The organism is Micromonospora sp. NPDC047527 (assembly GCF_040643015.1).
Lineage (GTDB): Bacteria > Actinomycetota > Actinomycetes > Mycobacteriales > Micromonosporaceae > Micromonospora.
This window is the reverse complement of sequence record NZ_JBEYTK010000004.1, coordinates 87,050-99,504: the sequence shown is the minus strand read 5'-3', so window position 1 is coordinate 99,504 and position 12,455 is coordinate 87,050. Positions and strand designations below refer to the sequence as shown.

At 71.5% G+C, this 12,455-nt stretch carries 14 protein-coding genes; 8 read left to right on the top strand and 6 right to left on the bottom strand.

Annotation, left to right across the window (positions count from 1 at the left end):
* Window positions 1-36: 36 nt before the first annotated feature.
* Window positions 37-1,677, bottom strand: coding sequence for a chaperonin GroEL (groL, locus tag ABZ808_RS17200; RefSeq protein ID WP_357007049.1), 1,641 nt, complete (start codon window positions 1,675-1,677; stop codon window positions 37-39).
* 70 nt (window positions 1,678-1,747) lie between these two features.
* On the bottom strand, window positions 1,748-2,062 hold the full coding sequence (gene groES, locus ABZ808_RS17195; protein ID WP_030330046.1) for a co-chaperone GroES: 315 nt from the start codon (window positions 2,060-2,062) through the stop codon (window positions 1,748-1,750).
* Window positions 2,063-2,320: 258 nt separating this feature from the next.
* Between groES and ABZ808_RS17190 the strand changes: the two genes are divergently transcribed.
* The 8 genes from ABZ808_RS17190 (at window position 2,321) to ABZ808_RS17155 (ending at window position 9,872) form a co-directional block, all read left to right on the top strand.
* On the top strand, window positions 2,321-3,517 hold the full coding sequence (locus ABZ808_RS17190) for a methyltransferase domain-containing protein (RefSeq protein ID WP_357007047.1): 1,197 nt from the start codon (window positions 2,321-2,323) through the stop codon (window positions 3,515-3,517).
* 10 nt (window positions 3,518-3,527) lie between these two features.
* The gene (gene ybaK, locus ABZ808_RS17185; RefSeq protein ID WP_357007045.1) at window positions 3,528-4,007 is read left to right on the top strand and encodes a Cys-tRNA(Pro) deacylase; all 480 of its coding nucleotides are present in this window, start codon (window positions 3,528-3,530) and stop codon (window positions 4,005-4,007) included.
* A 179-nt stretch (window positions 4,008-4,186) separates the two neighbouring features.
* The gene (locus tag ABZ808_RS17180; RefSeq protein ID WP_357007043.1) at window positions 4,187-5,281 is read left to right on the top strand and encodes a substrate-binding domain-containing protein; all 1,095 of its coding nucleotides are present in this window, start codon (window positions 4,187-4,189) and stop codon (window positions 5,279-5,281) included.
* 110 nt (window positions 5,282-5,391) lie between these two features.
* A complete protein-coding gene (locus tag ABZ808_RS17175; protein ID WP_357007040.1) occupies window positions 5,392-6,216 on the top strand; it encodes an ATP-binding cassette domain-containing protein in 825 nt (274 codons plus the stop codon).
* Entirely contained in the window at window positions 6,213-7,475 is a 1,263-nt protein-coding gene (locus ABZ808_RS17170; protein WP_357007037.1) for an ABC transporter permease, read from the top strand. The genes ABZ808_RS17175 and ABZ808_RS17170 overlap by 4 nt, the downstream gene beginning before the upstream one ends.
* A 23-nt stretch (window positions 7,476-7,498) precedes the next feature.
* On the top strand, window positions 7,499-8,680 hold the full coding sequence (locus ABZ808_RS17165; RefSeq protein WP_357007034.1) for an ROK family protein: 1,182 nt from the start codon (window positions 7,499-7,501) through the stop codon (window positions 8,678-8,680).
* A 19-nt stretch (window positions 8,681-8,699) separates the two neighbouring features.
* Entirely contained in the window at window positions 8,700-9,008 is a 309-nt protein-coding gene (locus ABZ808_RS17160) for a DUF1707 domain-containing protein (RefSeq protein ID WP_357007031.1), read from the top strand.
* A 123-nt stretch (window positions 9,009-9,131) separates the two neighbouring features.
* Complete coding sequence (locus tag ABZ808_RS17155; RefSeq protein ID WP_357007028.1) at window positions 9,132-9,872, top strand: DUF4142 domain-containing protein; 741 nt, start codon at window positions 9,132-9,134, stop codon at window positions 9,870-9,872.
* 28 nt (window positions 9,873-9,900) lie between these two features.
* Here ABZ808_RS17155 and ABZ808_RS17150 read toward each other — a convergent pair whose 3' ends face one another.
* The 4 genes from ABZ808_RS17150 to tsaB are packed head-to-tail and all read right to left on the bottom strand — an operon-like array spanning window position 9,901 to window position 12,368.
* Window positions 9,901-10,155, bottom strand: a complete 255-nt coding sequence (locus ABZ808_RS17150; RefSeq protein WP_053660576.1) for a hypothetical protein — start codon at window positions 10,153-10,155, stop codon at window positions 9,901-9,903.
* Window positions 10,156-10,169: 14 nt separating this feature from the next.
* Complete coding sequence (gene tsaD, locus ABZ808_RS17145) at window positions 10,170-11,216, bottom strand: tRNA (adenosine(37)-N6)-threonylcarbamoyltransferase complex transferase subunit TsaD (RefSeq protein ID WP_357007025.1); 1,047 nt, start codon at window positions 11,214-11,216, stop codon at window positions 10,170-10,172.
* The gene (gene rimI, locus ABZ808_RS17140) at window positions 11,209-11,694 is read right to left on the bottom strand and encodes a ribosomal protein S18-alanine N-acetyltransferase (protein ID WP_357007022.1); all 486 of its coding nucleotides are present in this window, start codon (window positions 11,692-11,694) and stop codon (window positions 11,209-11,211) included. The genes tsaD and rimI overlap by 8 nt, the downstream gene beginning before the upstream one ends.
* Complete coding sequence (gene tsaB / locus ABZ808_RS17135) at window positions 11,691-12,368, bottom strand: tRNA (adenosine(37)-N6)-threonylcarbamoyltransferase complex dimerization subunit type 1 TsaB (RefSeq protein WP_357008174.1); 678 nt, start codon at window positions 12,366-12,368, stop codon at window positions 11,691-11,693. The genes rimI and tsaB overlap by 4 nt, the downstream gene beginning before the upstream one ends.
* Window positions 12,369-12,455: the final 87 nt, after the last annotated feature.

Here is a 12,455-nt window from a genome sequence, read left to right as displayed (position 1 = left end):
ATGGACGGTGTGCCCCGGAAACGGTGGTGCTACGGGTCAGAAGCCCGGGCCGTGCTGGTGGCCGTGACCGTGGCCGTGGCCGCCCGAGCCGGCCGGCTCGGCCTGCGCCGGCTTCTCCACCACGAGGCTCTCCGTGGTGAGCAGCAGGCCGGCGATCGAGGCGGCGTTGGTGACCGCGTTGCGGGTCACCTTCACCGGGTCGATGATGCCGGCCTTGACCAGGTCGCCGTACTCGCCGGTGGCGGCGTCGAGGCCGTTGCCCCACGCCATGTCGGCGACCTTCTGGGTCACGACGTAGCCGTCGTGGCCGGCGTTCTGCGCGATCCAGCGCAGCGGCTCGACCAGCGACTTGCGCACGATCGAGACGCCGACCTTCTCGTCACCGGTGAAGCCCAGGTCGTCGTCGAGCACGGGAAGGATCTGCACCAGGGCGGCGCCGCCGCCGGGCACGGTGCCCTCCTCGACCGCAGCCTTGGTCGCCGCGATGGCGTCCTCGATGCGGTGCTTGCGCTCCTTCATCTCGACCTCGGTCGCCGCACCCACCTTGATCACGGCGATGCCACCGGAGAGCTTCGCCAGCCGCTCGGCCAGCTTCTCCTTGTCCCAGTCGGAGTCGGAGGCCTCGATCTCCTTGCGGATCTGGGAGACCCGGTCGTCGACGTCGGCCTTCTGGCCGCCGCCGTCGACGATCGTGGTGTTCTCCTTGTCGACCACGACGCGCCGGGCGGTGCCCAGCACCTCCAGGCCGACCTGGTCGATCTTGTAGCCCAGCTCCGGGGCGACCAGTTCGGCGCCGGTGGAGATGGCGATGTCCTGGAGCATCGCCTTGCGTCGGTCGCCGAAGCCCGGGGCCTTGACCGCGCAGACCTTGAGAGTCTTGCGCAGCGAGTTGACCACGAGGGTCGAGAGCGCCTGGCCCTCCACGTCCTCGGCGATGATCAGCAGCGGCTTGCTGTTCTGCAGGACCTTCTCCAGCAGCGGCAGCAGCTCCTCGATCGCGGAGATCTTCTGCGTGGTGACCAGGATGTACGCGTCCTCGAGGACGGACTCCTGGCCCTCCAGGTCGGTGACGAAGTTGGGCGAGATGAAGCCCTTGTCGAACTGGAGACCCTCGGTCACCTCCAGCTCGGTGGTGAGCATCGAGCCCTCCTCGACGGTGATGACACCGTCGCGGCCGACCCGCTCCATCGCCTCGGCGATCAGTTCGCCGATGGTGGCGTCCTGCGCGGAGATCGTCGCCACGTTCGCGATCGACTTCTTGTCGGCGACCTCGACGGCCCGACCGAGCAGCGCCTCGGAGATCTTGGCGGCCGCCGCGTCGATGCCCCGCTTGAGGCCGGCCGGGTTGGTCCCGGCGGTGACGTTGCGCAGGCCCTCACGGACCATCGCCTGCGCCAGCACGGTCGCGGTGGTGGTCCCGTCGCCGGCGACGTCGTTGGTCTTGGTCGCCACCTCCTTGACCAGCTGCGCGCCGAGGTTCTCGTAGGGGTTGGTGAGCTCGATCTCCTTGGCGATGGTCACACCATCGTTGGTGATCGTCGGCGCACCGAATTTCTTGTCCAGGACGACGTTGCGCCCGCGCGGGCCGAGGGTGACCTTGACCGCGTCAGCGAGGGCGTTGACACCGTGCTCCAGCAGGTGCCGGGCGTCGTCCGAGAAGCTGAGGATCTTCGCCATAAATGTCCCTTCGAAGCGACGTCGCCCCGGCCCGGCGAGCCGGACCGGGGCAACGACACTGATCGGTTGCTTACTTCTCGATGACCGCGAGGACGTCGCGGGCGGAGAGCACCAGGTACTCCTCGCCGGCGTACTTGACCTCGGTGCCGCCGTACTTCGAGTAGAGGACGGTGTCGCCGACCTGAACGTCAACCGGAACCCGGTTGCCGTTGTCGTCGACGCGCCCCGGGCCCACAGCGAGGACAGTGCCCTCCTGCGGCTTCTCCTTGGCGGTGTCGGGGATCACGATGCCCGACGCCGTGGTGGTCTCAGCCTCGTTCGCCTGGACCACGATGCGGTCCTCGAGCGGCTTGATCGCAACCTTGGTCGCGGTAGTCACGGGCATACCCTCCTGGGGTACTGGTTTCGTTACCGGCCGGCGCGGCCGGCCAGCGTCAATCTGCCTCATGCCACCGGGCGGGGCCGTCGTCGCGGGTGCCGGTCCGCCTGGCGTTGCGCACCCGGGCCGAGACCCGGGAGCTGGCACCCTCGGGGTGAGAGTGCTAATCGCAGGTTATTCCGTGGCTAGCACTCCGTCAAGGAGAGTGCCAGCGAGTCGCGCCCCGCCAGCCTGGATTTCCGGATCCACCCGGACAATGACCGGGTGGATCTCGACCAACTGGCCGCGCTGCGTACCCCCGAGGGGTCGGCCGCGCTCACGGCGGCGGCCAGGCTGGCCGGCGGCGACCCGCTGGCCGCGGCGTCGGCGCTGCGCGCGACCGGGGTGCCGCCCGCGCTGGCCGCGGCGGCGCTCACCCAGGCCGAACTGCGCCACCGGGCGGTCGGCAAGTTCGGCCCGGCCGCCGCTGGGATGTTCCTCACCCGCGCCGGACTGGAGCAGGCCACCCGCCGGGTCGTCGCGGACCGCCGCGCCGAACGGCTGCGGGCGGCCGGCGTGCACACCCTGGCCGACCTCGGTTGCGGCCTGGGCGCCGACGCGCTCGCCGCCGCCCGCGCCGGCATCCGGGTGTACGGGGTGGAGGCCGACCCCGTGACCGCCGCGATGGCCGCCGCCAACGCCGCCGCGGCAGGGCTGGCGGAGCGGTTCACGGTCGAGTGCGGCGACGCCACCTCCTTCGACGTGTCCCGGGTCGACGGCGTCTTCTGCGACCCGGCCCGACGCCGGGCCGGCACCGGCCGGCGGATCTTCGACCCGCGCTCCTACTCGCCGCCGTGGGACTTCGTGACCGGGCTGGCCGAGCGGGTGCCACGCACGGTGGTGAAGGTGGCGCCGGGGCTGGACCACGCGCTCATCCCACCCGGCGCGGAGGCGGAATGGGTAAGCGTCGACGGCGACCTCGTCGAGGCTGCGCTCTGGTGCGGCGAGCTGGCCCAGGCGACCCGCCGCGCCACCCTCTACCGGCAGGAGGGCGCCGAGATCCGCCGCCACCAGCTCACCGGCTCGGGTGCCGCCGAGGCCCCGGTCGGGCCACCGCGCCGCTACCTGTACGACCCGGACGCGGCGGTGGTCCGCGCACACCTCGTCGCCGAGCTGGCCGAGGAGTTGGACGCCACCCTCGGTGACCCGAGCATCGCCTACCTCTACGCCGACCAGCCGACCCGCACCCCGTACGCGCGCTGCCTGGAGATCACCGACGTGCTGCCGTTCTCGCTCAAGCGCCTGCGGGCACTGCTGCGGGACCGCCGGGTGGGGCGGGTCGAGATCCTCAAGCGAGGTTCGGCGCTCACCCCGGAGCAGTTGCGGCGGGACCTGCGGCTGGCTGGCGACCAGGCGGCGAGTCTGGTGCTCACCCGGGTCGCCGGGGCACCGACCGTGTTGGTCTGCCGGCCGGTCGACTAGGTTCTCAGCTGTGGCGGGACAGGGCACTCCGGCGACGGCACTGCTGGTCAGGCGCGGGGTCGCGCACCGCACGCACCCGTACCGGGTGTCGCCGGACGTGCCCAACTACGGCGCGCTGGTGGCGGAGGCGCTCGGCGTGGCACCGGAGCGGGTGTTCAAGTCACTTGTGACAGAGGTCGACGGCGCGCTCACCGTGGCCGTCGTCCCGGTCACCGGCGAGCTGGACCTCAAGGCGCTCGCTGCGGCGGTCGGTGGCAAGCGGGCGGCCCTTGCCGATCGGGCGGTCGCCGAGCGGGCCACCGGCTACGTGCGCGGCGGCATCAGCCCGCTCGGGCAGCGTCGGCGGCTGCCCACCGTGCTGGACGAATCCGCATTGGACCTGCCGACGATCTACGTCTCCGCTGGCCGGCGGGGTCTGCAACTCGAACTCGCGGCGGCCGATCTGGTGGCGCTGACCGAGGCCCGCACCGCGGTGTTGCAGAGCCACTGAGGACCGTCATGACGGTCGACGTCTGGCGGATGGCCGGGGCGTAACAGCCGCGTTGCTGAATTGTTATCGCTATCAACAAACTCGGCACCTACGCGGTCTTGTGGACTCGGCGCGTGGCGAAATACGTTGCCGGGCACAACAAAACTACACCTCCCCCACCTTCCGAAAGGACCCTGCACATGCGTAAGGGGATCCTCACCATCGCCGCCGTGGGCCTGCTCGCGACCGGCGGCATGACCGCCTGCGGCAACGACTCCGGCGACGACCAGGCCAGCACCGCCAAGACTCCCAAGATCGGCGTGATCCTCCCGGACAGCAAGTCGTCCGTCCGCTGGGAGACCGCGGACCGCAAGTTCCTCAAGGAAGCGTTCGAGGCCGCCGGCGTCCAGTACGACATCCAGAACGCGCAGAACGACAAGTCCGCCTTCCAGACCATCGCCGACCAGATGATCACCAGTGGCGTCACCGTCCTGATGATCGTCAACCTCGACTCCGGCACCGGTAAGGCAGTCCTCGACAAGGCCAAGTCGCAGGGCGTCGCCACCATCGACTACGACCGGCTCACCCTCGGCGGCTCGGCCCAGTACTACGTCAGCTTCGACAACGAGACCGTCGGCAAGCTCCAGGGCGAGGGCCTGGCGAAGTGCCTGACCGCCCAGGGCGTCAAGAACCCGGTCGTGTCGTACCTGAACGGCTCCCCCACCGACAACAACGCCACCCTCTTCAAGAACGGCTACGACTCGGTGCTCAAGCCGAAGTTCGACGCCAAGGAATACGTCAAGGGCCCCGAGGACGCCGTACCGGCCTGGGACAACGCGCAGGCCACGACGATCTTCGAGCAGCAGCTCACCAAGGCCAACGGCAAGATCGACGGCGTGCTCGCCGCCAACGACGGCCTCGGCAACGCGGCCATCTCCGTGCTGAAGAAGAACAAGCTCAACGGCAAGGTCCCGGTCACCGGGCAGGACGCCAGCACCGAGGGCCTGCAGAACATCCTCAACGGTGACCAGTGCATGACCGTCTACAAGGCCGTCCGGGAAGAGGCCAAGGCCGCCTCCGACCTGGCCATCGCGCTGGCCAAGGGCGAGAAGAAGGACACCGGCCAGACGGTGAAGGACCCCGAGGGCGGCCGCGACGTCCCCTCGGTGCTGCTCACCCCGAAGGCCATCTACAAGGAGAACGTCAAGGACGTCATCGCCGACGGGTACGTGACCAAGGAAGAGGTCTGCGCCGGGACGTACGCCAAGCTCTGCGCCGACGCCGGCATCAGCTGACCGACGACGCAGTACCCGCCGGGACGACACCCGCCGCCCGGCACGGGAGCACCCTCCCGTGCCGGGCGGCGTCCGCCGGGCGGGCCCCCACACTCCCCTAAGGAGACCTCGTGACCGCGACCCCCCTGCTGGAACTACGTGGGATCGACAAGAGCTTCGGTCCCGTCCAGGTGCTCCGTGACGTCGCCTTGACCGTCCACCCCGGCGAAGTCACCGCGCTGGTCGGCGACAACGGCGCCGGCAAGTCGACCCTGGTCAAGTGCATCAGCGGCATCCACCCCACCGATGCCGGTGAGGTCCTGTTCAACGGCGAACAGGTCCACATCAGCAGCCCCCGCGACGCCGCCGCGCTCGGCATCGAGGTCGTCTACCAGGACCTCGCGCTCTGCGACAACCTCGACATCGTGCAGAACATGTTCCTCGGCCGGGAGAAGCGCAGCGGCATCGTCCTCGACGAACCGACCATGGAGCAGCTCGCCGCCGAGACACTCGCCGGGCTCTCCGTGCGCACCGTCACCTCGCTGCGCCAGCACGTCTCCAGCCTCTCCGGCGGCCAGCGACAGACCGTGGCCATCGCCAAGGCGGTGCTGTGGAACAGCAAGCTGGTCATCCTGGACGAGCCGACCGCCGCCCTCGGCGTCGCGCAGACCGCCCAGGTGCTCGAACTGGTCCGCCGGCTCGCCGACAACGGCCTTGCCGTGGTGCTCATCTCGCACAACATGAACGACGTCTTCGCCGTCTCCGACCGCATCGCCGCGCTGTACCTCGGCCAGATGGTCGCCCAGGTGAAGACCACCGACATCACCCATTCCCAGGTGGTCGAGCTGATCACCGCAGGGCGCTCGGGCGGGCTCGGCCTCGCCACCGACCCGGGTACGGGCGGCAACGGCAACGGCAACCAGCTGGCCGACTCGACCTCAGGAGGCGACCGATGACCACCACCGCCGTGCGGAAGGACGGCCCAGCGGCCGTCACACCGCCGCCGACCGTCGGGAGCCATGCCCGCACCTACCTGAGTCGGGTACGCGGCGGCGACGTCGGTGCGCTGCCCGCGGTGCTGGGCCTGATCGTGCTCTGCACCGTCTTCGCGGTCATGCGGCCGTCGTCGTTCCTGTCGGCCGGCAACTTCGCCAACCTCTTCACCCAGGGCGCGGCGGTCACGCTCATCGCGATGGGCCTGGTCTTCGTGCTGCTGCTCGGCGAGATCGACCTGTCCGCCGGCTTCGCCAGCGGCGTCTGCGCCGCCGTACTCGCCAATGTGGTCACCGTGCTCGGCTACCCCTGGTGGGTGGCCGTGCTCGCCGCCGTCGCCACCGGCGTGGTCATCGGCACCACCCTCGGCCTGCTGGTCGCGAAGATCGGCATTCCGTCCTTCGTGGTCACCCTCGCCGGGTTCCTCGCCTTCCAGGGCATCGTGCTGATGCTCATGAAGGAGGGCACCAACATCTCCGTCCGCGACGACGTGCTTGTCGCCATCGCCAACCGCAACCTCGGCCCCATCCTGGGCTGGGTGCTCGCCATCGTGGCGGTCGCCGGTTACGCGGCCGTGCAACTGCTGAGGCACCGCAACCGGATCGCCCGGGGCCTGATCACCGATCCGCTGGCCGTCGTGGCCGCCCGGATCGTCGGGCTCGCCGTCCTGCTCGGCACGGCGGTCTTCATCCTCAACCTGGAGCGCAGCCGCAACGTGCTGGTCGTCTCCCTCAAGGGTGTGCCGATCGTGGTGCCGGTCATCGCGGTACTGCTGATCGTCTGGACCTTCGTGCTCCAGCGCACCAGCTACGGCCGACACATCTACGCCGTCGGCGGCAACCGGGAGGCGGCCCGTCGCGCCGGCATCGAGGTGGACCGGATCCGGATCTCCGTCTTCGTGATCTGCTCCTCGATGGCCGCCGTCGGGGGCATCGTGGCCGCGAGCCGGGCCAACTCTGTGGACCCCAACACCGGGGGCAGTAACGTACTGCTCTACGCCGTCGGCGCGGCGGTGATCGGCGGCACCAGCCTCTTCGGTGGCAAGGGCCGGGTCTTCGACGCCGTGCTCGGCGGAGCGGTGGTCGCGGTCATCGACAACGGAATGGGCCTGATGGGTTACAGCGCGGGAGTCAAGTACGTGGTCACCGGCGTGGTGCTCATGCTCGCCGCCAGCGTCGACGCCTTCTCCCGCCGCCGGGCAGCCGCCACCGGCACCCGCTGACCACGCGGGGGAGGTGACACCACATGCGCCCGGCACCAAGCCAGGACGAGGTCCGGCGGCAGAACCTCGGGGCTCTGCTGCGACACGTCCACGTCCACGGGGCGACCACGCGGGCCGAACTGACCACCACCCTGAGGCTGAACCGCAGCACCATCGGCGCGCTCACCGCCGACCTGACCGCGGTGGGGCTGGTCAGCGAGGGCACTCCGAAGGAGACCGGCCGGGCCGGACGTCCGTCGCTGGTCGTCCGGCCCGAATCGGACCGGGTGTACGCATACGCGTACTCCGTTGAGGTGGACCGACTGCGCGCCGCCCGCGTCGGTCTGGGCGGCGCGGTGCTGGACCGCCGGGACCTGGACCGACCGCGCGGCCTGCTGGCCGCAGAGGCCGCGCCGCTGCTGGCCGGCGCGGTCAAGGACATGCAGCAGGCGATACCCGCCGACGCGATCTGTGTCGGCGCCGGCGTGGCCGTCTGCGGCATGGTCCGCCGGGACGACGGCCTGGTCCGGCTCGGCCCCGCCACCGGCTGGGTGGACGAGCCGATCGGCGCGGCGCTCGGCGCCGAACTGGGCATCGACGTTCCAGTCACGGTCGGCAACGTGGCCGACGTGGCGGCGTTCGCCGAACACGCGCGGGGCGTCGCAGCCGGCTGCGACAACGTCATCTACCTGTACGGCGACGTCGGCGTGGGCGCCGGCATCATCGCCGGAGGACGCCGGCTGACCGGGCACGGCGGGTACGGCGGCGAGGTGGGCCACATGAAGGTGGTCCGCGACGGCAGGCCCTGCGAGTGCGGGTCCCGGGGCTGCTGGGAGACCGAGATCGGCGAGCACGGCCTGCTCCGCGCCGCCGGACGCTCCGACGCCCGCGGCCGTGAGGCGCTGCTGGCCGTCTTCGACGCCGCCGACCGCGGTGACGCCCGAGCCCAGTCGGCGGTACGCCAGGCCGGCGACTGGCTCGGCTTCGGAGTGGCCAACCTGGTGAACGTCTTCAACCCGGAGATGGTCATCTTCGGCGGCACCATGCGGGACCTCTACCTCGCCGCGGCGGCCCAGGTCCGCAGCCGGCTCAACTCCAACGCGCTCGGCGCGTGCCTGGAGCACGTCCGGCTGCGCACCCCGCAACTGGGCGAGGACGCACCGTTGATCGGCGCCGCCGAACTGGCCTTCGAACGGCTCCTCGCGGACCCCCTCGACGTGGGCTGATCCGCGTACCCTGTCCGGCGTGGATGTCGAGCTGCGTGCCTCCGACGACGACCGCCACCGGGTGGTCGCCGAGCTGCACCGGCACACCACGGCGGGCCGGCTGACGCTGGACGAGTTCTCCGACCGGGCCGCTGCGGTGTGGACAGCGCGCACCCTCGGTGACCTGGCGGTGCTGACCCGTGACCTGCCGGCCCTGCCCGGCTCCGGCGCCGAAACCTCCGGCAGCGGCGACCCCGTCGGGCATGGCCGCCGGGAGTTGCTGGTGCTCTTCGCCGTCGCCGCGCTCACCCTGCTGCTGCTCGGTGGTTTCCTCGCCATCACCCGCTGATCCGCGCCCCGACCGATGAACTGATCGAGCGGTCAGTCCGTACCAGTGGACGGACGGGCAGCCGGCAGACAGCGGCTGCCCGGTCCAGACGCGTTCGGTCCGGACCGAGGAGGCACCCCAGACATGGCACCGCTCAGATCCGCCCGTCGCCAGCCGGGCCACCGGACCCACCGGGCGGCGATGCTGCTCATCGCGATCGTCGCGGGGATCGGTGTGCTGCCCGGCGTGGCCGTCGCCGCTCCCGCCGGGGGCCAGCAGCTCAACGCCGCCGACATGACGCTGCTCAACGGGGTGCGGCTGGCCGGGCTGTGGGAGATGCCCGCCGGTCAGATGGCGGCCGAGAAGGGGCAGTCGGCCAAGGTCCGGGAGATCGGCGCGGGCATCGCCAACGAGCACCAGCAGCTCGACCAGCTCGTCGTGGACGCCGCCAACAAGCTCGGGGCGACGATTCCCAGCGAGCCGACCGCCGAGCAGAAGGGCTGGCTGGCGGAGATGCAGAAGGCCTCCGGCGCCCGGTTCGACCAGATCTTCGTCACCCGGCTCCGGGTGGCCCACGGCAAGATCTTCCCGGTGATCGGCGCGGTGCGGGCCAGCACCCGCGACGCGACCGTCCGCAAGCTCTGCGACGACGCCAACGGCTTCGTCATGCACCACATGCAGATGCTGGAGAGCACCGGGCTGGTCCGCTGGCCGGAGCTGCCGCCGGCCGCGCTGCCCGCTCCCGGCAGTGACGGGCTGCTGGCCGCCGCCGCGGCCAACACCGGTCCACAGGTCGGGGTCAGCAGCACCGTCGTCTGGCTGGTCTTCCTCGCCGCTCTGGGCACCGGCGGAATCGCCACCTACCGGATGCTGCGCCGCAACTGATCGGCGGCGGCGGCGCTGGTGGCCCCCGTCAGCGGTCGACCTGGGTGAAATCCCAGGAGTGCGGGGCGCGGGCCACCAACAGGGCGGGCGGATCGGGCAGCGGACGCGGGTTGCTGCGCCATTTGGAGATGACCACCACCCGGTGGTCGGTGGAGGAGAAGACCTCGCTGGACACGTGCAGCGGGTCGTGCTCCAACTCGGGCAGGGCGGTGTCGCACACCCACGTGATCAGGTCGGCGACACCGTACGCCTCGGCACGCGCCTCCCACATCCGCACGATCATCTCCGGTGCCCCCGTCACACGCTGACCGTGGTCAGCGGCAGCGCCGAGTCGGCCGGCAGGTCCAGCCGGCTCGGCGCGACCCCGGCGGCGACCAGGTGCGAACCGAGCGCGGCCACCATCGCCCCGTTGTCGGTGCACAGCTTCGGCCGGGGCACCCGGACCCGGATGCCGTACTTCTCGGCCCGCTGCTCGGCCAGCGCCCGCAGCCGCGAGTTCGCCGCAACTCCCCCGCCGATCACCAGCGTGTCGATCCCGTTCGCCCGGCAGGCGGCGAGCGCCTTGCTGGTCAGCACGTCACAGACCGCCTCCTGGAAGGACGCGGACACGTCCGCCACCGGCACCGGCTCGCCGGCGCGCTGCCGCGCCTCGACCCAACGGGCCACCGCCGTCTTCAGCCCCGAGAACGAGAAGTCGTACCGGTGGGCGGCGAGGTCCTTCGCGGCGGTCAGGCCGCGCGGGAAGGCGATCGAGGCGGCGTCGCCGGCCCGGGCCTCCCGGTCGATGGGCGGCCCGCCCGGGAACGGCAACCCGAGCAGTCGGGCGACCTTGTCGAACGCCTCACCGGCCGCGTCGTCGATGGTGGCCCCGAGCGGGGTGACTCCCCTCGCCAGGTCGTCGACGAGCAGCAGGGACGAGTGCCCGCCGGAGACGAGCAACGCGATGGCGGGTTCCGGCAGCGGCCCGTGCTCCAGGGTGTCCACCGCGACGTGGGCGGCGAGGTGGTTGACGCCGTACACCGGCTTCTCGGCGGCCAGCGCGTACCCCTTGGCGGCGGCCACGCCGACCAGCAGGGCGCCGGCGAGCCCCGGCCCGGAGGTGACCGCGATGGCGTCGATGTCGGCGAGGGTGACCCCGGCCTCCGTCAGGGCCCGCTGCATGGTCGGCACGATGGCCTCCAGGTGGGCCCGGCTGGCCACCTCGGGCACCACGCCACCGAAGCGGGCGTGCTCCTCGACGCTTGACGCGAGCGCGTCGGCCAGCAGGGTGTGCCCCCGCACGATGCCGACGCCGGTCTCGTCGCAGGAGGTCTCGATGCCCAGGATCAGCGGTTCGTCAGCCATCGTCGTGTGGTCCATCTCCGGTCGGCTCGGCGACGCGCTGCATGACCAGCGCGTCGGTGTTGCTCGGTTGGTAGTAGCCGCGCCGCACCCCGATCGGCTCGAACCCGTACATCGCGTAGAGCCGCTGCGCGGCGGCGTTGTCCACGGCGACCTCCAGCAGGGTGTTGCGGGCGCCTCGCCGGGCGGCCTCGGCGAGAAGGTCCTCCAGCAGGGCACGTCCCACGCCGCGCCTCTGGACGTCCCGTCGGACGGCGATGTTCTGCACCCACACCTCGTCCGGCGGGGCTCCGGCGAGCCCGGCGTAGCCGAGGACGGTCCCGTCGGTGTCGGCGGCGACCCGGTAGTAGTGCCCGTTGGCCAGCTCGTTCCAGAACATGGCGGGCGACCACTGTTCGGCGCCGAACAGGTCCGCCTCGATCGGCATCGCCTGCTCGACGTGCCACCAGCGGAACGGGTCCAGCCGGACGGTCGTGCTCACGGAAGGACCGGTTTGCGCCCGGTCGCTGCCACGGCGTCCGGACGGCGCAGATAGAGCGGGGTGAGTCGCTCACCGGGGGCGCCGGCCCGGATCCGCTCGGCGGCGAGCCGCGCCAGCACGGTGGCATCCGGGTAGCGGGGCTCGACCCGGACCGGCAGCTCCAGGACCTCGGCGTACCGGTGCGCACCGTCGCCCACCGCGACCGTCGCACCCAACTCCCGGGCGTGCGCGGCGGCCACCACCGGCGTGGACACCTCGGGGCCGAGGATGCGCTGGCCGGCGCCGTCGTAGACGGCCCAGTACAGTTCCCGGCGGCGCGCGTCGCTGGCAGCCAGCACCGGCTCGCCGGCGGCTGCCGGGTGGCCGATCCCGTCCAGGGAACAGACGCCGTACGTGGGGATGCCGAGCACCTGACCCATCGTGGCGGCGGTGACCAGGCCGACCCGCAGCCCGGTGAACGGCCCCGGGCCGAGCCCGGCGACGATGGCGGTCAGGTCACGCGGGCGCGCGTCGACGTCGGCGAGGACCGCGTCGATCTGGGGCGCGAGCAGTTCACCGTGCGCGCGGGCGTCGACCGTGCACCGGTACGCACGGGACGTCAGGCCGGCAGCCGAGATCTCCACCAACGCTGCGGTCACCGCGGGGGTTGAGCTGTCCACCACGAGTACGAGCACGGTAAGCCAGCCTAGCCGCCCCACCGCCACCACCCGGTCACGCCCCGCCCCGGTCAAGCTCCCGCCCACGCCCACAGCCTCGCCACC